The organism is Citrobacter sp. SX206, from assembly GCF_024181025.1.
In the GTDB taxonomy this organism is placed as follows: domain Bacteria; phylum Pseudomonadota; class Gammaproteobacteria; order Enterobacterales; family Enterobacteriaceae; genus Citrobacter; species Citrobacter youngae.
In genome coordinates this window covers 2,429,600-2,447,472 of the sequence record NZ_CP049738.1, presented here as the reverse complement: position 1 = coordinate 2,447,472, position 17,873 = coordinate 2,429,600, and the positions used below count along the sequence as shown (strand labels likewise).

At 52.7% G+C, this 17,873-nt stretch carries 17 protein-coding genes; 3 read left to right on the top strand and 14 right to left on the bottom strand.

Annotated elements, in window-relative coordinates:
- Window positions 1–60: 60 nt before the first annotated feature.
- The 9 genes from fecE to G8S19_RS11930 form a co-directional block, all read right to left on the bottom strand.
- Entirely contained in the window at window positions 61–828 is a 768-nt protein-coding gene (gene fecE, locus G8S19_RS11970; protein ID WP_137364069.1) for a Fe(3+) dicitrate ABC transporter ATP-binding protein FecE, read from the bottom strand.
- Window positions 829–1,785, bottom strand: coding sequence for a Fe(3+) dicitrate ABC transporter permease subunit FecD (gene fecD / locus G8S19_RS11965; RefSeq protein ID WP_253685229.1), 957 nt, complete (start codon window positions 1,783–1,785; stop codon window positions 829–831).
- Window positions 1,782–2,780 (bottom strand): iron-dicitrate ABC transporter permease FecC, encoded by a 999-nt coding sequence (gene fecC / locus G8S19_RS11960; protein ID WP_253685227.1) that lies wholly within the window; start codon window positions 2,778–2,780, stop codon window positions 1,782–1,784. Before fecC ends, fecD begins: the two co-directional genes overlap by 4 nt.
- Window positions 2,777–3,676, bottom strand: coding sequence for a Fe(3+) dicitrate ABC transporter substrate-binding protein FecB (locus G8S19_RS11955; RefSeq protein ID WP_199969155.1), 900 nt, complete (start codon window positions 3,674–3,676; stop codon window positions 2,777–2,779). Before G8S19_RS11955 ends, fecC begins: the two co-directional genes overlap by 4 nt.
- 74 nt (window positions 3,677–3,750) lie before the next feature.
- Window positions 3,751–6,075 (bottom strand): TonB-dependent Fe(3+) dicitrate receptor FecA, encoded by a 2,325-nt coding sequence (fecA, locus tag G8S19_RS11950; protein WP_253685225.1) that lies wholly within the window; start codon window positions 6,073–6,075, stop codon window positions 3,751–3,753.
- A gap of 86 nt (window positions 6,076–6,161) precedes the next feature.
- On the bottom strand, window positions 6,162–7,115 hold the full coding sequence (fecR, locus tag G8S19_RS11945) for a ferric citrate uptake sigma factor regulator FecR (protein WP_253685223.1): 954 nt from the start codon (window positions 7,113–7,115) through the stop codon (window positions 6,162–6,164).
- Complete coding sequence (fecI, locus tag G8S19_RS11940; protein WP_048211780.1) at window positions 7,112–7,633, bottom strand: ferric citrate uptake sigma factor FecI; 522 nt, start codon at window positions 7,631–7,633, stop codon at window positions 7,112–7,114. The genes fecR and fecI overlap by 4 nt, the downstream gene beginning before the upstream one ends.
- 230 nt (window positions 7,634–7,863) lie before the next feature.
- Entirely contained in the window at window positions 7,864–8,223 is a 360-nt protein-coding gene (locus G8S19_RS11935) for a DUF4406 domain-containing protein (RefSeq protein ID WP_115643443.1), read from the bottom strand.
- 10 nt (window positions 8,224–8,233) lie between these two features.
- Window positions 8,234–8,818 carry an NUDIX domain-containing protein gene (locus G8S19_RS11930; RefSeq protein ID WP_061067843.1) on the bottom strand — a complete coding sequence of 195 codons (585 nt, stop codon included), beginning with the start codon at window positions 8,816–8,818 and terminating at the stop codon, window positions 8,234–8,236.
- Window positions 8,819–8,905: 87 nt separating this feature from the next.
- On the opposite strand from G8S19_RS11930, the gene G8S19_RS11925 reads away from it, so the two are divergent.
- Together G8S19_RS11925 and G8S19_RS11920 are read left to right on the top strand one after the other, a co-directional pair.
- Window positions 8,906–9,661: a DeoR/GlpR family DNA-binding transcription regulator gene (locus G8S19_RS11925; RefSeq protein ID WP_061067844.1), complete on the top strand. Its 756-nt coding sequence runs from the start codon at window positions 8,906–8,908 to the stop codon at window positions 9,659–9,661.
- A 301-nt stretch (window positions 9,662–9,962) separates the two neighbouring features.
- On the top strand, window positions 9,963–11,123 hold the full coding sequence (locus G8S19_RS11920; RefSeq protein WP_253685221.1) for an IS30 family transposase: 1,161 nt from the start codon (window positions 9,963–9,965) through the stop codon (window positions 11,121–11,123).
- A gap of 113 nt (window positions 11,124–11,236) precedes the next feature.
- Here the strand turns inward: G8S19_RS11920 and G8S19_RS11915 are convergent, their stop codons facing one another.
- Complete coding sequence (locus G8S19_RS11915) at window positions 11,237–11,926, bottom strand: aspartate/glutamate racemase family protein (protein ID WP_101742554.1); 690 nt, start codon at window positions 11,924–11,926, stop codon at window positions 11,237–11,239.
- 177 nt (window positions 11,927–12,103) lie between these two features.
- Between G8S19_RS11915 and G8S19_RS11910 the strand changes: the two genes are divergently transcribed.
- Window positions 12,104–12,994, top strand: a complete 891-nt coding sequence (locus tag G8S19_RS11910) for a LysR family transcriptional regulator (RefSeq protein ID WP_101742553.1) — start codon at window positions 12,104–12,106, stop codon at window positions 12,992–12,994.
- A gap of 179 nt (window positions 12,995–13,173) precedes the next feature.
- Here G8S19_RS11910 and G8S19_RS11905 read toward each other — a convergent pair whose 3' ends face one another.
- From G8S19_RS11905 to G8S19_RS11890, 4 genes are all read right to left on the bottom strand, one after another.
- Window positions 13,174–13,656, bottom strand: coding sequence for a glutathione peroxidase (locus tag G8S19_RS11905; protein ID WP_124021745.1), 483 nt, complete (start codon window positions 13,654–13,656; stop codon window positions 13,174–13,176).
- A gap of 118 nt (window positions 13,657–13,774) precedes the next feature.
- Complete coding sequence (locus G8S19_RS11900; RefSeq protein ID WP_115602090.1) at window positions 13,775–14,512, bottom strand: SDR family oxidoreductase; 738 nt, start codon at window positions 14,510–14,512, stop codon at window positions 13,775–13,777.
- Between the two features lie 202 nt (window positions 14,513–14,714).
- Complete coding sequence (gene trpS, locus G8S19_RS11895; protein ID WP_199969150.1) at window positions 14,715–15,719, bottom strand: tryptophan--tRNA ligase; 1,005 nt, start codon at window positions 15,717–15,719, stop codon at window positions 14,715–14,717.
- A 257-nt stretch (window positions 15,720–15,976) separates the two neighbouring features.
- Complete coding sequence (locus tag G8S19_RS11890; protein WP_061067850.1) at window positions 15,977–17,761, bottom strand: diguanylate cyclase; 1,785 nt, start codon at window positions 17,759–17,761, stop codon at window positions 15,977–15,979.
- Window positions 17,762–17,873 lie beyond the last annotated feature (112 nt).

Sequence of the window (17,873 nt, the reverse complement as noted above, 5' to 3'; positions counted from 1 at the left end):
ACACTGCGGCACAGTTCCCGTTTCGTTTAGCCGAGGTTTACTGCATACGACCTGTACAATCTACCTCACCACACACATCGGCCTGCCAGATATCGGCTCGGGATGGATCTCCGTTTCCACGCTGAATACACTTCTCAGCAATCCAGGATTCATCACTGCTTCCGGTGTGCCTTGTGCCATCACATGTCCGTTGGCCATGACCACCAGATGATCGCAGTATCGGCTGGCCTGATTAAGGTCGTGCAGCACTGCGACTACCGTTTTCCCCTGGGCTCGGAGTGCGCCCATCAACCGCATCAGTTCCACCTGATGATTGATATCGAGATAGGTCGTTGGCTCATCGAGCAGGACCACGGGCGTATCCTGCGCCAGGACCATCGCCAGAAATGCGCGCTGGCGCTGGCCGCCAGAAAGATCGGTTAACCGTCTGTCGGCAAGATGATGGATTTGGGTCTGGCTCATGGCGAGATTGACCCGCGCATTGTCTTGCGCACAAAGACGCCCCCAAAGTGGTAACCACGGGTTGCGGCCGTAGGAAACCAGCTCTCGGACGGTGATCCCCTCTGGCGTTAAATGATGCTGCGGCAGCAGCGCCAGCCGGCGGGCAAGCTGGCGCGATGAGAACGTATTGATGGGATTGTCGTCAAGAAATACGGTGCCGGACTGCGGCATTAACAGCCGTGAAAAACAGTTTAACAGCGTCGATTTCCCACAACCGTTAGGGCCAAGTAGCGCAGTAATCTTGCCCGTAGGCAGTGCGAGTGATACGCCGTCAAGCACCTTGTTTGTCCCGTAACAGACCGTCAGATTTTCAGTTCGTAATGTCATTTATCGCATTCTCACAAGCAGCCAGACAAACCACGGCGCACCGATAATGGCGGTCAGCACGCCAGCCGGAAGCTCCAGCGGGGGATGAATAATTCGCGCCAGCAGGTCGGCCGCCACCAGCAGCAATGCACCCGTCATGGCCGAAACGGGCAGCAGCCAGCGGTGACGTCCACCGGTAATGCTGCGCACCATATGTGGTACCACGAGTCCAATAAAGCTAATCGGGCCGCAGACGGCCACGCCGGTTGACGTCATGGCAACCGCCAGTAGTAAAGCCTGGAACCGTATACGCGGCACCGACACCCCGAGCGTGGTGGCACGCGCATCGCCCAATGCCAGGAGGTCGAGATCGCGGCAAAAACCCAGGCTCAGCGGCAGAAATAACATCAGCAGCGGGGCGGCAATCTTCACAAAACTCCAGTCACGTCCCCATAAGCTGCCGGTCAGCCACATCAGGGCGCTGTTCACATCCTGCGGGCGCGAAAGCATCAGGTAATCCGTCAGGCTGGCCCAGCAGGCAGAAAGTGCGACACCCGTGAGCGCGAGCTTCATCGGCTGGCTGGTGTTCGCCAGCATTTTCAGCAGAATCAAGCCTGCCATGCCACCGGCGAAGGCCAGCAGCGGCAGGGCAATCACCGGTAGTGACGGCAAGAGCAACAGCGCGCCCACAGAGGCCAGGCTTGCGGCATGATTTACGCCAAGAATATCCGGCGATGCCAGAGGGTTACGCACGATCCCTTGAACCAGAACGCCTGCCACCGCGATGGCTGCGCCGACCAGCAGCGCCAGCAGCAATCGCGGCAGGCGGTACGCCGTTAACACGTAATGATACTCGCGCCCGGTGTGCCAGTCGGTCAGCAGGGCGCGCCAGGGAACGGCGATCACCCCCATTTGAAGAGACAGAAGCGAAAATCCCGTCAATGCGAGGGCGATGAAAATGACTAACGTAATTTTCATCCACGCCTCCTGACCAGCCAGACAAAGCAGGGCGCACCAATCAGCGCCACTACTGCCCCGGCAGGCAATTCGCCAGGAAAAGCCAGCGCTCGGGCCAGAAGATCTGCCAGCAGCAGCAGCGTAGCGCCCAAAAGCATGCTCATCGGCAAAACCTTGCGCTGATCGAATCCCACCCAGAAGCGAGCCAGATGCGGCATCAGCAGGCCGATAAACGCAACCGGGCCAGCCACGCTGACGCAGGCACCGACCAGAAGCAGCACCAGAATATTGATGATCAAACGTAGCTTTGGCAGATTCACCCCCAGCGTGCGGGCAGTGCTGTCACTGACGTTAAGCAGGTTCAGTTGATTAGCCAGCAGCAACACCACCGGCAGGGCAACCGCCACCATCGGGAAAAGCTGCCAGAACTCCTGCCAGCGTGCGTGGGATACGCCTCCCGCGAGCCAGTATAAAATGCCGTAAGCGTGATCTTCCGTCAGCAGCAGGGTGATGCGGGTCAGGGCCATGCAAAACGCCGAGAACGCGATGCCCGCGAGGATCAATTTGTTTCGGTCCTGGGTGTGGCGAAATCCGCCGCCAGCGGTCATCACCAGCAGCCAGCTTACGCCGCCACCGCAGGCGGCGATAAAGGCGATGGAGTAACCTGCAACGGGCACGGGGCTGAGAGCGCTGGTCAGCGCCATCGCCAGCGCCGCGCCGCTGTTAATACCAAGCAGCGAAGGGGATGCCATTGAATTATGCGTCAGGGTCTGCAGCAGCGTTCCCGCGAGAGCCAGACTCGCGCCGATCAGAATGGCGACCAGGCTTCGCGGCAAACGAAGGTTTTGCACCAGCGCTTGTGCAAGCGTCGGCGTATGGCCCGGCAGCAGAGCGTGAATGGCGTCAACGCCAGAAACAGGAATGGCCGAGTAGCAAAACAGACTCAGCCAGAAGAGAGTGATAAGCGCGGCAAGGGGAAGACCCCACTGCAGCGCTGGATGTCTGAGAACCGTCATTTCACATCGGATAAAGGCTGGTGATGGAAGATTTTTACCGTGTCACTGGCAATGCGTTCGGCCGCGAAAATGCCGCGCATCCGCGCCCAGGCGTTACTGTCGACCGACGCCGTCTGCTGTTTTTGTACCGCAGTTAACATCTGCCACAGCGGGTCCTGCTGCCAGCGTTTGACGATGCTCTCTTCGCGGTAGTGGGCGACCAGCAGCCATGCTGGATTGAGCGCCAGCAACTGCTCCAGGCCGATAGACGGCATAGACGCACCGGATATTGCCGCCGGCACCTTCAGCCCCAGGGCGGTCAATACGCCCCCGGTCCAGGTCTCCTGCGTGTGCAGGTTGAACTGCTGCTCCCGGGACGTACCAAACAACACCAGCGTGCCTTTTGGCAACTGGCTTGCCCACGCTGACATCTGTTGTTGGTGTTGCGCCAGACGTGACTGCATCTGCGCCTTTTTGCCCACTACTTTGCCGATGATGGCCGCAGATTGCAGATTTTCAGTGTAGGTTTCATTGCGGGACTTAAGCAGCAGCACCGGTGCGATTTGCTGCAAGGCGCTGTAGATACCCGCATGACGGCTGCTGTCGGCTATGATCAGATCCGGTTTCAGCGCGCTGATGGCTTCTAAGCTCGGCTGCGCGCGCGTACCGACAGACTGCCAGGGTTTAAGATGGGCGCGAACTTCTGGAAGAATACGCGTGGCATCGTTATCGTCGGCAATGCCGACCGGACTAACATCGACGGCTGCCAGTGCGTCCGCGAACGACAGTTCCAGCACCACGATCCGCTGTGGCGTTTTATCAAGCGTAAAGGTGCCATGTTCGTCAAGAACCGTGGCGGCAAAAGCGTTGCCGGTGAGCAGCAGAGCGGCGAATAGCGTGCGTAGTGATGTGAACATGTGAATGGCCTGTGTCGAGTGGCGCGTCGTTTACCCGGCCGACAAAAACAGCATGCAGGCCGGGTAAACGGGATTTAGAACTTCAACGACCCCTGCATATACAGCGTGCGCGGCTGGCCGGCGTAAATGCCTTTATTGTTGTCGTCGTAGGAGCGGGTGAAATATTCTTGGTCGAAGATATTTTTCACACCGAACGCCAGGTTCAGGTCTGCCATCTGCGGACCGAAGTCATAGGCTACGCGTGCGCCCCAGAGCATGAAACCTGGGATACGGCCAGTGCTGCCGTCGGCGCTCTCTTTGACGGTGTTGGCGTTATCCGCAAACTGGCTGGACTGGAAATCGCTGTTCAGGTTGAAGGTCCAGTTGCCCGGCTTATAGTCCACGCCCAACGTGCCTTTGTGTTTCGGGGAGAACGGCACCTGGTTGCCGTAGGTGTCGCCTTTCTCACGAATCTCGGCGTCCACGTACGCATAGCTTGCGTAGACTGACACGTTATCGAGCGTTGGCGTCAGCGTGCCGAGGTCATAGCGGGCCTGGGTTTCCAGCCCGGTATGGCGCGTTTTACCGCGTGCGGTAACGGTGTCGTTGGTCTGGTTGGAGTCGTACTGATTATTAAAGTTAATCAGGAACAACCCCATTTCCGCGGTCAGCGCGCCATCGTCGTATCGGGTGCCGAGCTCCCAGGTTCGCGCTTTTTCCGGTTCCACATTGCCGCTTTGCACAGCCTTGCCAATTTGGCTGTACTGTACGGTGCCGAACGAGCCTTCGGTGTTTGCATAAAGATTCCAGCTGTCAGTCAGGTGATAAAGCACGTTTAGCGCCGGAAGTGGGGCGTTATAGCTCACTTCCTCATGTGTGCGTTTGATGGCGTTGTTCTGGTATGACTCGATATGTTCAAAGCGCATACCCGGAGTGATAGTCCAGTTGCCAATATCGATTTTGTCATCCAGATACCAGGCGTGCGCTTCGGTGCCGGAACGGGTGTCACGATCGTAGGGGCTGGTGCTGGACGGCAGTTGTCCGCTGCTGGTGGCGGTGTAGTAACGCATTTCATGCGTCGACTCGTTCACATAGCGGTATCCCACCCCCACTTCGTGCGCGGAAGGGCCCAGCATAAAGCTCTGGCTGTATCGTGGCTCAATGCCGCGTACCCAGTAATTGCGCGGTGAAAGCGTGGTGCGTTTGCCCTGTTCCAGGTAGCCGCTGCGCAGGGTTTCGGTGTAGAAGCCCTGAATATTGAATTTATGCTGGCTGTCCGGCTGGAACTGATAGCCAAGGCTTGCCAGCTTGCGACGCCCCCAGAAGCGATCGTTCGGACGCGTAGATTGCCAGCGGTCGGCGTTGTAATCCGCGCGCGACAGGCCCCCGGGCATATCGGCTTCACCGTCGTAGTATTGCAGAAGGCTATTGAAGGTATGCACGTCGTTCGGCGCATATTTGCTTTTCAGCATCAGGTCGTCGATGCGCGTCGCGCTGTGCTCGCGCCAGTCGCTGCCGCGCGTGCCGGAGTAAAGCAGGGCGGTACCAAAACCGTTATCCGCCGTACCGCCAACCATCAGGTTGTGCGTCTCTTTGGGATTATTTTGTGAGGACGTTGGGCTGAGCTGGCCTTCCATGCCGGCTTCGATCCCGAAGTCTTGCGGAATGGCGCGGGTGACAAAGTTCACCACGCCGCCCACGCTCTGCGGCCCGTAACGTACAGCACCGCCGCCGCGCACCACATCAATGGCGTCCATATTTCCGAGCGAAACGGGTGCCAGGGAAAGCTGCGGCTGGCCGTAAGGGGCAAACGGCACTGGAATACCGTCCATCAGTACCGTTGAACGGCTGGCAAGGCGCGGGTTCAGGCCGCGAATACCAAAGTTCATCGCCAGATCGTGGCTACCGGTACCGTTGTTTTCCGGGGCGGTAACGCCAGGAATACGGTTCAGCACCTCGCGCATGGTCGTCGCACCGGTTTTGGCGAAATCCTCACGGCGGATAACATCACGCGCGCCGGCATGTTCGAATACGTCGTTTTCGCGCGCATCGCCCAGCCAGTCGCCCACAACCGTGAGCGCATCTTCCTGCGGCGCAGGAACGTGTTCGAGCGTCCAGCTGTTATTCCCTAACGGCTTCACCTGCAGGCCACTGCCCAGGAGCAGCTGCTGTAAACCACTCTCAACATCGTAATCACCGTGCAAACCGTTGCTGTGCTTGCCGCGCGTCAGGCTGGCATCAACAGACAGGGTAATTCCGCTGCGTGCGGCATATTGGTTTAGCGCTTTATCGAGTGAGCCTGGTGCAATATCAACCTGCGCTGCGAAAGCGGATAACGAGAGCCCAGCCAGCGGCAGCAGGCTCAGGCGAATGGCGTTAACCAAAGGTGTTGTTTTGCTAAAAACGCGTAAAGGCGTCATACCTTCTCCATCATCATTTTTGTTGTGTTCAGCTATGAGTCGAATGAGAAGGGGAAAAAGGACAATGAAAATGAGAATTATTTTTCTTACAGTGCCGAAATATTGACCCAGTATCGCGTAACAGTCTGAATTTTCACTGGAAGTGTCTGGGCAATAATATCCAGAATCGCATCGGTATTTTTCAGCGGGAACGTGCCACTCAGGCGCAGCCCGGCCACCGCCGGATCGCAACGCAGCACGCCGTTGCGATAACGGCTCAGCGTGGCAATCACTTCACCCAGCGGTTTATCGCTGAAGCTAAGAACGCCCTGCGTCCAGGCGGTGCTTTCATCATCCGCTGAGGCGATTGCACCAAATTCAGACGCGCTGAACAGCAGGCTCTCGCCAGCGTTGACGATACGTTTTTCCTGCAGATGATTTGCCAGGCGGACTTCAACAGCGTGCTGCTGTACGGCTACGCGCGTGATGTTATCGTGCTGAAAGACGGTAAATTCTGTGCCTAACGCGGTGAGCTGACCCTGGCGGGTCATCACACGGAAAGGCCTCTGCTGCGCATCTTTTGCGGTGGTAATCGCAATTTCGCCATACCAGAGGTGGACAGCGCGCTGATGCGTATCAAAACGAACATCAGCGGCGCTTTGTGTGTTGAGCGTCAGCAGTGAGCCATCCTCCAGCCGCTGATGGCTGACCACGCCTTTAGCGGTGCGGTAGTCGGCACGTAGACCTTCTCCGGCCTCAGATTGCCAGAGCTGCCAGCCGCTACCCACGCCAAGCAGTAGCAACAACCCTTTCATGACGTGACGACGAGTTAGGCGCGTATCGTGCAGCGCCCGGCTGGCGACATCGCCCGGAACACTGCTGAGCTGGCTGCGCAGGTTTTCAACCTGTTGCCATGCCCACTGATTGTCCTGGTCCTGTTCATACCATTGTTGCCAGCGAGCTTCCTGCTGTGGGCTGACACGCTCGCCGCTCAATACCGCATACCAGTGTGATGCTGAGCGCAAAGCCTGACGGCGAGAATCGGTGATAGCAGCGTTCACAGGCCGTGCTCCAGACGAAACAGCAGACAATGTTCGATAGCCTTTGCCACATACTTTTTCACCGAGCTGACGGAGACGCCGAGCTTAAGCGCGATCTCGCTGTATTTGAGCCCCTCCAGTTGCGAAAGCAAAAACGCTTCGCGTGTGTTTCCGTTCAGGCCGTCAAGCATGCTGTCGATGAGTTGCAGGGTTTCGAGCTGGCTCTCACGTTCCTCGGGCGAAGGCGCGAGATTTTCCGGCATCAGCGCCAGCATCTCCAGATAGGCTTTCTCCAGCGCGTTTCGACGAAACAGGTCGACCATCACCCGTTTGGCAATAGTACACAGGAAGGAACGAGGGTCGCGGACAGTCTTGAGCGAGTCACTGCCCATTACCCGTAAAAATGTGTCCTGGGCAATATCATCAGCATCAAAGGCAGACTGGAGCTTGCGCGTCAGCCAGCTTTTCAGCCAGCCGTGATGTGTGCCATAAAGCGACTCGAACGTGAAGCAAGCGGTAGTAGTGGCGCGGTCAGACATGCGGATTGCATCAAAAGTTAATTATCACGCAGCTACATTAACATGAGAATGGTTATCATTACAATTGGAAATGAAATGAGATAAAAATGACATTTTAAAGGGGTTATGATTTTGGCATTAATAGCATCCCTTATTGCCCGCGCTTGCGCTCCCCATCTTTCCTGAGAGTCATAGATCCCATTGGCGATGGTTTAATTGCCTGCACATTCGCAGGCAATAGCACAATAAAATTACGCCAACGGGATGTCTTCAAGGCGGAAATAAACGGTGAGTCCATGCTTATGTGCGACATCGATGTCCATATCAGCACCTTTAGAAGCGCCTTTAATACGGTAAATCGCATCACATTTGGTGATAAGTCGATGGGCAACAGGGTAGATCATAGATTCGCCGATTTCATCGTCAATAGCCGTAGAACCGGCAGCTTTTGCCAGTGGTAGTGCCAGCCATTCGCCAATTACAGGAATGTGTCCTCTTTGATATACCGCTAACGCTGCATCTTCTAGGCGAGCAAGATTTGCATCGATAAGATTTTTTTTTCCATCCGTACCGCTACGGTAGGGGCCAGCAATGAGAATAAGTTGTTTCACAAAGAGAACCTCATAGAATGTTTTTCAGCGCGACGTGGTAAAGCAACATAATGGTTTTGCCATCGACGATAAGACCACTTTCAATTGCGGCAAGTGCGCTTGCAAGCGGCCACTCAAGCACTTCGATATCTTCTCCTTCAGCCGCAATTCCACCACCGGCACCTGTCTTGTCGGCAGCATCATATTCCGCGATGTAAAAATAGAGCTTCTCCGTGACCGAGCCTGGGCTCATGTACGCCTCGAAAACCTTCTGTACGCTGGATACACGAAAACCGGTTTCTTCTTCAACTTCGGCTTTGATCCGTTTTTCAGGAGCCATGTTGTCAAGAAGACCTGCTGCTGTTTCAATGAGATAGCCATCGTGACCATTTATAAATACCGGAAAACGAAACTGACGAGTTAAGATCACTGTTTTCCTGTCACGGTTATAGAGCAGAATCGTGGCTCCGTTGCCGCGATCGTAAACTTCACGACTTTGGCGCTGCCAATCACCGTTTCTTCGTTGAATATCAAAAGTGTATTTTCTTAAACAATACCAGTCATCGGATAATGTTAGGTTATCGACGATGCGTATTTCTGCACGTTTAGGTTGCATGAAGACTCCTTGATCCGTAGAGTTGACATCATAATCAGCATTATCGTGCAAATACAAGTATAAACATGCATAAACAGGAACGGTCACATGCTCGCTCATCAACGTAAACACCTTATTCTTGAACAACTGCAGGTTGAAGGGCAGGTCCAATCGAAAAATCTGAGCGATCGATTTGGCGTTTCAGAAGACACCATTCGACGGGATTTACGTGAGCTTGCCGCAGAAGGGCGATTGCAGCGCGTTCATGGTGGTGCTTTGCCATCGTCTTCAGCTGTTGCGACATTTTCCGAGCGTAAATCATTAAAAACAGATGTGAAAATGAAGATCGCGCGCAAAGGCACTGAACTCATTTCTTCGGGACAAGTTGTTATTGTGGATGGCGGCACGACCACATCAGAGCTGATTGCCTGTCTGCCGGACGATCTGCATATTACCGTGGTGACACACAGTCCCAGCATTGCACTGGGGTTGGTCGATAAACCCGAGGTTGACGTTATTTTGATCGGTGGCCGACTGTACAAGCACTCCATTGTCAGTGTAGGGGCGGCCGCTATTGAAGGCATCGGCAATATTCATGCGGATATTTTCTTCATGGGGGTAACGGGTATTCATCCTGAAGCGGGATTAACCACGGGTGATTATGAAGAAGCGTGCATCAAACGTGCATTTTCCGGCAGAGCGGCGGAAACGGTCGTACTGGTGTCACCGGAGAAGGTCAACGCTGCGTCATCGTTTGTCATCGGTGAGGTAGGGCTAATCAATACTATCGTGGTTGATAGTGAAACCGATGATAATTGGTTAAGGAGTATTGAAGGAAAGGGCATCACCATTATCAAAGCGTGATTCTCTGTTAATCGAACATGAGAAATCGCATAAAAAACAGATACAGCCACGCCAGTACACTCTGGCCGTTCAGCAACTGTCGCAGATAGCCCAGCACTGTAAAAATCACGCTTTCCATCGTTTGTTCGTGAGATGGCACATATTTGTAAAGTCGGAGGGAAAGGGCAATGAATAGGGGATCTTTGGTAAGGATCTTACTGACTATGGCATTAGTTGGGGATGGGGTAGGACTAGCGACCGCTTTGAGCTGTGAGTTCAACGGGTCGATGCAACGCTATCCTTAATCAAGGGGGACGTTGCCATGAAACGAAGAACGCGCATTTACTACACGCCAGAACAGAAAGCGATTATCTGGGACCGATATAAGCAAGGTGATTCCCTGCACGATATCGCCAGAATGTTCGACAGATTTCACTCTTCTATTATGCCTACAATCCACCAGACAGGTGGCTACCGTCCTCCCGTGAGAAGGCGGCACCGGTTAGCGCTCTCGCTTGATGAAAGAGAGGAAATATCCAGAGGATTGGTAGCAAAACGCAGCATCAGGGACATCGCTGCCAAATTATCAAGAGCTCCTTCAACGATTAGCCGCGAGATTAGGAGACACGGTGGTGCAAAACAATACCGTGCAGCAAAAGCCGATACTGCTGCGTGGGAAAATGCTCTGAGACCAAAACCTTGCAAGCTAATTCAAAGCCCCGCATTGTGTAAAATCATTGCAGAGAATATGCATCAGGACTGGTCGCCGGAACAGATCGCCGGCTGGCTGAAACGCTGTTATCCGGATAGTCAGGAAATGCATGTGTCACACGAAACGATATATAAAACGCTTTTTATACAAACCCGGGGTGCATTAAAAAAAGAACTGCAGCAATGCCTCAGAAGCGGAAGAGTCGTGCGTAGATCCAGAACATCATCGCTTAAAGGGAAAGGATTAGGGTCAATCCCGGATACGATCTCTATCAGCGAAAGGCCACCTGAAGCAGCTGACAGAGCCATACCAGGTCACTGGGAAGGTGATCTGATCCAGGGCTCTAAAAACTCCTATATCGTCACCCTCGTAGAGCGTCATTCCCGTTTTGTTATGTTGGCCAAAGTCAGGGACAACAAGACCATAACGGTTATATCTGCACTCATCAAACAAGCCCGTGAATTACCTGCTGAGCTTTATAAAACATTAACATGGGACCGGGGTGCTGAAATGACCAGCCATACCCGGTTTACCGTAGCTACAGATATTCAGGTTTACTTCTGCGATCCTCAATCCCCCTGGCAACGCGGCTCAAATGAAAATACAAACAGATTACTCAGACAGTATTTTCCAAAAGGAACTGACTTATCGGTTCACAGCCAGCAAAGACTAAACAGTGTTGCCAGACAGCTCAACGAGAGGCCGAGAAAAACGCTAGACTATGAATCACCCGCAGAGCGGTTCAATCAATGTGTTGCATCCATCGGTTGAACTCACAGCGAAAAGCGGAAGTTCGAAGTTTTATGAAGGCATTACTTAAATCGTAGCGTGTTAAACAAAGGGGCAGTTCGCCCCCGGATCTTTCCCCAAATTGATGTAAAACACTACTGAAGAGCTTTAAACAACGTCTCAATATGAATATCAACCGTGTCCAGTGCTTTAACAGGTAACGCTGTACCCGCGAACAAAAGGGGAAGCTCTGTGCATCCCAGAATGATGGCCTCAATGCCTTCATTCCGATACATCCGCTCAATGATCGCGGTAAACGTGTCTCGCGTCTGTGACTTAATAATGCCTCTTTCGAGTTCATCGTGTATTTTTTCTGCGATGTAATCAACCTCGTCAGCATGCGGGACGACCACCTGGATGCCTGCTTCAGTGAAAGGCCGTTTGAAGAAGTCAGCCTCCATTGTAAATCGTGTTCCCACGAGACCTACTTTTTTCAGGCCCTGAGTCTGAACTTCTGCACAAGTGGACTCGATAATGCTGACAAGAGGAACTGTTGTACACGACTGGAGTTCGTTGAAGACGATGTGTGGTGTGTTACCGGTCAAGGCGACGACTTCAGCCCCAGCGGCCACCAAATTCCCGACAGCCTTGGCCAGGTACCTCGTCAGCGCTTCATAATCTTTCCGTCCACACATGGTCAGGACGTCATATACATTGATACTTTCAATAGTTAGAGACGGGAAGAATGTATCGCCAATTCTTTTGTTAGCTTCATAAACAAATTTGCGATAGTAGAGCAATGTTGATTCTGGTCCGGTGCCGCCGATTAATCCAAGTTTCTTCATTTTATTACCCTCAATAGCTCCCGTATTAATCAAGCGTGACCATTTTGCGATGATCAACAAGCGCTTGAGACTAGCTGGGAGGCTGGTAGCTGTTTAAATGGAGTAAATAAATTAAAAAACATGTAGATTCATTTCAATTGAATAAAATAGAATCCAATTTTCAATTATGGTGAAAGTATGGATATAGCTGACTTCCGAACCATCATCGCACTGGTAGAAACAGGTACTATTACTGCAGCAGCAAATTTGCTCTGCCGAGTCCCCTCCGCAATAACCACTCGCGTTCAGAACCTGGAGAGCCAGCTCGGAACCACACTGTTTGTAAGGTCTGGCCGTAGGTTTCTTCCGACAAATGAAGGTCAGGTGCTTTATAACAATGCACTGAAGATTATCGAGCTGGTCACCTTAGCAGAACAGCAGATGGTAAAGCCAGTGCCTGGCGGTCGGTTCCGACTTGGGGCGCTCGACAGTATGGCCGCAACAAGGTTGCCTGAGCCGCTGGCGCGTCTCTACCAGCAACATCAATCAGTAAAGGTGGAGCTGGTTACCGGGATAAGCCGCACACTGCTCGATGCAGTGCTTAGTCACGAACTTGATGCAGCCTTCATTGCAGACGCGCCGGCTAATGACAGACTGGAACGCATGGTTGTTTACAAGGAAGAACTGGTTATTATCGCCGCAGCAAATTTCCCGCAGATACGTTCTGCTGCCGATTTAGCTCACACAACGTTGCTGGTATTCAGTGACGGTTGCTCCTATCGCGATCGGCTAACAACCTGGTTCAGAGAGGCTGGGATCAGACCTTTCAGGCTGGCAGAAATGTCCTCCTACCATGCCATTCTGGGGGGAGTCAGTTCTGGAATGGGGGCGGGGGTGATACCAACACCAATCCTCGATACGTTTCCGACACAGGAACTCATCACAGTCCATCCCTTTGATTCAGAAAACAGTCAAATAACAACGGAACTGATATGGCGCAAGGGAGAGCTCACGGCTAATACAGGTGCCCTGATTGATATCTTGTCCTCAACGTCGAAATTGCCTGACAGGCAGGGTGCTGCAATCTAGTTTGAGATTATGACCGCTTGACGGTGTCTGCAATGTCGAAATCCCTACCGGGTGAAATGACACTTCTGGTCTTTTCTGTCCTGCCAGAGGCTAATGCCCGACTTTGAGCCGTTAACAAAAGCTTAAACTGTCACCTTCCGCTTATGGCACCAGGCAGACATTTCAATTGACAATAATACCTAGATTTCAAGTGCAGCAAGGATGATGGTTTCCATTTTCTCCGGGGTAGTGAACGGCGCAAAACGCTTTAGCGTCTTGCCATCGCGTCCGATCAGGAATTTTGTGAAATTCCATTTTATCCGTCCCCCCAGCATGCCGGGCAACTCGTCTTTTAGATAACGGAATACCGGATGCGTAGCGGCACCGTTAACCTCCACTTTTTCGAACATTGGGAAGCTTACACCGTAGTTGATGTGGCAGGTCTGCGCGATTTCGTCGGCTTCGCCGGGTTCCTGCTTACCGAACTGGTTGCAGGGAAAACCAAGCACTACCAGTCCGCGAGCTGCATACTTTTTGTACAGCACTTCCAGACCTGCATATTGTGGCGTGAAGCCACAATGGCTGGCGGTATTTACCACCAGAACCAGCTTGCCAGCATAGTCAGCCATAGGGATACGCTGGCCGTCCAGGCTGGTGGCTGTTAGTTGATAAAAGGTGGTCATAGCGAACTCCTCAGAGCAGGACCTGTCAGACATCGGCATAGCCATACAGCATGGTGCTGCTGGGGCAAGTGAGGAGCGGAGGTGAGTCCGCTCAGTTTAGTGCTGCCAGATTCAGTCCCTAATGCTCCAAATCTTCGCGAGTGGGTCCTTGAAAGTAAAGGGTACTAATATGGCAACTACGCGGTTGAGTCAGCACAAAATGAATTGTTTCCCAGACAGAACGCCCATTCATTAGATGTTCTCCCATTCTGGATTGAGTGTCGACAAGAGGATCTAACCCGGTCAATTCAAAATCCGGTGGGTATAACCCGGTTACCCGTATATTTTCTTTGGATAACTGTTCCGACAGTTTAGTTGTAAAACCACTCATCCCGTGTTTACTGGCAAAAAAAGCGGGATGGGCAATTGAATCCGTAAAATTCGGAATGCCGCATACAGATATAATCGAAACAATGTCAGCACTGTCTGAGCGCCTTAATCCTGGAAGCAATGCCTGTGTTAGTAGAATTGAACCTGTCAGGCCTGAGCTGACGGTATTGTAGATTTCTGAGTCCGGTTGTTCGTCTATAGTCCCTGATAACCACTGAGCAGCATTGAGGATTAGAATGTCGATGGACCTGTCTATATCTAAGAGTTGTGAAGCAAACTGAGAAATAGATTCAGGCTGGGTTAAATCACACAGATACCCTTTTGCAACACCACCTTCAGCGGCGATGATGCTGCAGGTTTTGTGAATATCCTCAACCCGCCGGGCAGAAAAATCCACGTTGACGCCTTCTCGAGCCAACCAAACGCACAACGCCTGACCAAATCCTCCTCCGCCGCCGGTGATAACGGCTCTTTTACCTTTCAACATAACGATGCTTCCCTTTCGTGATGAGTTTGTGTCGCTGGATATATAGCATGGTGATACGGGGTCACATCTTCCCGTTAGTGCCATTTACGGCGGGATATAAATAGCGGTTTGCATGCGTTATATCGTTCTCAAAATGGGCTCAGCTCAGATTTAAGCAAAATGCACACCGACGGGGGGAGGCATGATGGGACGTCAATCCAGATTAAAATACCGACAATCCCAATCCTTGTTTTACTTCTCTTAGCGTTTGCTGTGTGATGTCGTAGGCCTGCGCGCTGCCTTTTTTAAGCATCGCCATCAGCATACCTTTATCCTGAATATAGGTTGCCCGACGCTCACGCATGGGCGCGATGAGTTCTTGCAGGCACATCTCCAGCTCATTTTTGCATGCCCGATCACCCAATCCTCCTTGCTGATAATTCACTTTCATTTCTGCGACTTTGGCCTTATCCGGGTGAAAAGCATCCAGATAGGTGAACACGACATTACCCTCAATTTGCCCCGGATCGGACACTTTTAGGTGGTTAGGATCAGTGTACATTGCGCTGACGGCGCGATGGATAGTCTCTTCACTTGCCGACAGGAGCAGCGTATTACCGAGTGATTTCGACATCTTGGCGTTGCCGTCAATACCAGGAAGACGGCTGGTTTCACTTAACATAGCTTTACAGTGATGCAGAACGGGGGTCGGTAACAGGCTATTCATCTTATGCACGATTTCATTAGTCTGTTCGATCATCGGCAACTGATCGTCGCCGACGGGCACCAGGCTGGCTTTGAACGCCGTAATATCTGCTGCCTGGCTGATGGGGTAAACCAGGAAACCGACCGGAAGCGAACGGGAGAAACCTTTTTGCGCAATTTCATTTTTGACCGTTGGGTTACGCTCGACGCGAGCCACGGTAACGATATTCATATACAGCGCGGTGAGTTCGGCAAGGGCAGGTAGTGCTGATTGTAAACAAAGGGTGGTGAGTGAGGGATCAATACCTGCAGCGAGATAATCGGCCAACACTTCGGGTATGTTATTTTGGATCTTTTGTGGATTGCTGCCGTTATCGGTCAGACCTTGCAGGTCTGCGACCAGAACAAACTGCTGATAGTCGTGTTGCAGTATCGCGCGTTGGCGCAGGGAACCGACATAGTGGCCAAGATGCAGTGGCCCAGTAGGGCGGTCGCCGGTAAGGATGATGGATTTGTTGTTCATAGAAGACTCCTTAAGCATAAAACCGAAAGGGGTCTCAAAATGCAAATAACCGCCTTTCGGCGGTTATTTAAAAATGGATAAACACATTCTGACCGCCTTTAAGAAGGCAGCCACCAACGCTTGTGGTTAAAACCGTTGCAATCGTGTTTTATATTCATCGGGTCAACATATCACTACCAGGGGTAGAGGTAAAGTAATGCTCTGCCCGCTCAGGGGGATATTTTAGGAAGTACCCGTCTGGGCTTACGCCCCGCTTTTTAGCTCGCTTCCAGCATCCCAAAGCTCACTATGCGCGAACGCCCCAGCTCTTTTGCGCGATACAGCGCGACATCCGCGGCACGTAACAGGTTATCGCTCTGGGCGTGCTGCGGGTAGCTGGCGACACCAATAGACACATCAACATGACCGATGTCAGAGACGCCAAAGCTGAGCGTCAACTCGCGTACCCCGTTGTAAATGTCCGTCGCAAAGCGATTGGCCGCTTCTTCATCCATACCGGCAAGCAGAACCAGAAACTCTTCACCACCGTAGCGGAAGGCCATTCCGTGGTCGTGAACAACGCGCTGAATAATTGCTGCGATACTTTTTATCACCCCATCACCAGCCTCATGACCAAATCGGTCGTTGATGTTTTTGAAGTGATCGATATCGATCATCAGGCAACTGATCGGTTCCTGGTTGTGGACAGCCTGACTCATTTGGGTGCGCAGAGTGTCTTCAAGGTGATGGCGATTACGCAGGCCGGTCAGTGGGTCGTAAAGCGCTTTTTCCAGTAGTGCATCGCGCAGACGTTGGTTGGCTAATGCCAGTCCAAGTGCCTCGGCCATCAGCTCCAGATAAGCACGGGAAGGGGCGGAATTGTCACTGAGATTCTGGAATGAGAGCAGGCCGATGGCTTCCCCCTGGGCGATCAACGGTACGCACAGGGTATGATCCTGACACGACTCAGGCAGGTGGTAGCAGGCGATATCAGGCTCACCTTGCACGGGAGGATGACTTTGCCCACGGCGCACTGCCCAGCAGTCATCCAGATGGAAAGGGTCTGTTTTGCCTTGCGGCGAAAGCCACTCGGCGGCACAGCGCATGTGCCAGGCTTGCCGATCAAGAATGTAGAGCCGTCCGGCAACGCCAGGGGCAATGTTCGGGGCAAAAAGCTGCGCAACATTGATAACATCGGCAAAGTTTTCGCAGCCCTGTAAACGCTGGGTCATACGAGCCAACAGTTCACGGATCGCCCAGTCGGCGTCCCGCTCTTTCTCCAGCCGCTGCCGCACCAGGCCGTTCTCACGAAAAATACGAATGGCTTGCGCCATATCGCCAATCTCATCAATCTGATTAAAGTTAGGCGTTTCTACGGCATAATCCTGCGATGCGAGACGGTGAACCACGTCGCTCAGACGCACAACCGGACGCAGTACGCGGCGTTTCAAAATAAAGCCGAGGACAAACAAAAACAGCAGCGCGGTTAAACCGACCATAACTTCGGAGAGCGTACGCAGTATGCGGGAAGTCCTGGTGGCATCGTCAATGCTGTTACGTACACGGTTATCGAGCAACTGCCGGAAATGATCTATCCGCACCTGCGCCCGTTCCAGTTCCTGTTCATAGGCTTTGCCGTAGAGCAGGGCGATTGCCTGTGACGTTTCTCCGCGGGCCATACTGGCGAGCGCGGCTGCTTGCTCTTCCTGCAGCGCATCGACAATTTGTAATCCTTCATGCAGCAGCGCCAGCTCTTCACCTGTCGCGCCGAAGTCTTTTAATTTTGTTAACCGCAGCTCAATCGCTTTTAGTGATGACGCCTTTTGGCGATAGGCATTCAGTGCTTCTGGATCTTTGGCGATCACGTACTCGCGAGCTAAATCTGACAATGACCAGGCATCGAGCTCCACCTCTTCGGTTAGCTGATCAAATTTATACCGCTGCTCTACCACCTGACGTTCAGTATTGTCTGCTCCGGATGCCATCAGCATAACAACGCCGGAGGCAATGGTCAGGCATACCGTCGCACTGTAGGCCCAGTTGGTGATTGTGGCTATTCGCACTTTTTCGTTCCTTCTGCGACGATTAATGAATAAGCATGATTGAAATTATAGGAAACGTATGATTTTGCGTGAAAACAAAAGGCGACCCGCGGTCGCCCCTTGTTATCGTCAT

Excerpts from the sequence above, each read along its gene's own strand:
- fecE (WP_137364069.1), bottom strand. The coding sequence starts at position 828 with ATGACATTACGAACTGAAAATCTGACGGTCTGTTACGGGACAAACAAG.
- fecD (WP_253685229.1), bottom strand. The coding sequence starts at position 1,785 with ATGAAAATTACGTTAGTCATTTTCATCGCCCTCGCATTGACGGGATTT.
- fecC (WP_253685227.1), bottom strand. The coding sequence starts at position 2,780 with ATGACGGTTCTCAGACATCCAGCGCTGCAGTGGGGTCTTCCCCTTGCC.
- G8S19_RS11955 (WP_199969155.1), bottom strand. The coding sequence starts at position 3,676 with ATGTTCACATCACTACGCACGCTATTCGCCGCTCTGCTGCTCACCGGC.
- fecA (WP_253685225.1), bottom strand. The coding sequence starts at position 6,075 with ATGACGCCTTTACGCGTTTTTAGCAAAACAACACCTTTGGTTAACGCC.
- fecI (WP_048211780.1), bottom strand. The coding sequence starts at position 7,633 with ATGTCTGACCGCGCCACTACTACCGCTTGCTTCACGTTCGAGTCGCTT.
- G8S19_RS11930 (WP_061067843.1), bottom strand. The coding sequence starts at position 8,818 with ATGCAACCTAAACGTGCAGAAATACGCATCGTCGATAACCTAACATTA.
- G8S19_RS11925 (WP_061067844.1), top strand. The coding sequence starts at position 8,906 with ATGCTCGCTCATCAACGTAAACACCTTATTCTTGAACAACTGCAGGTT.
- G8S19_RS11920 (WP_253685221.1), top strand. The coding sequence starts at position 9,963 with ATGAAACGAAGAACGCGCATTTACTACACGCCAGAACAGAAAGCGATT.
- G8S19_RS11915 (WP_101742554.1), bottom strand. The coding sequence starts at position 11,926 with ATGAAGAAACTTGGATTAATCGGCGGCACCGGACCAGAATCAACATTG.
- G8S19_RS11910 (WP_101742553.1), top strand. The coding sequence starts at position 12,104 with ATGGATATAGCTGACTTCCGAACCATCATCGCACTGGTAGAAACAGGT.
- G8S19_RS11905 (WP_124021745.1), bottom strand. The coding sequence starts at position 13,656 with ATGACCACCTTTTATCAACTAACAGCCACCAGCCTGGACGGCCAGCGT.
- G8S19_RS11900 (WP_115602090.1), bottom strand. The coding sequence starts at position 14,512 with ATGTTGAAAGGTAAAAGAGCCGTTATCACCGGCGGCGGAGGAGGATTT.
- trpS (WP_199969150.1), bottom strand. The coding sequence starts at position 15,719 with ATGAACAACAAATCCATCATCCTTACCGGCGACCGCCCTACTGGGCCA.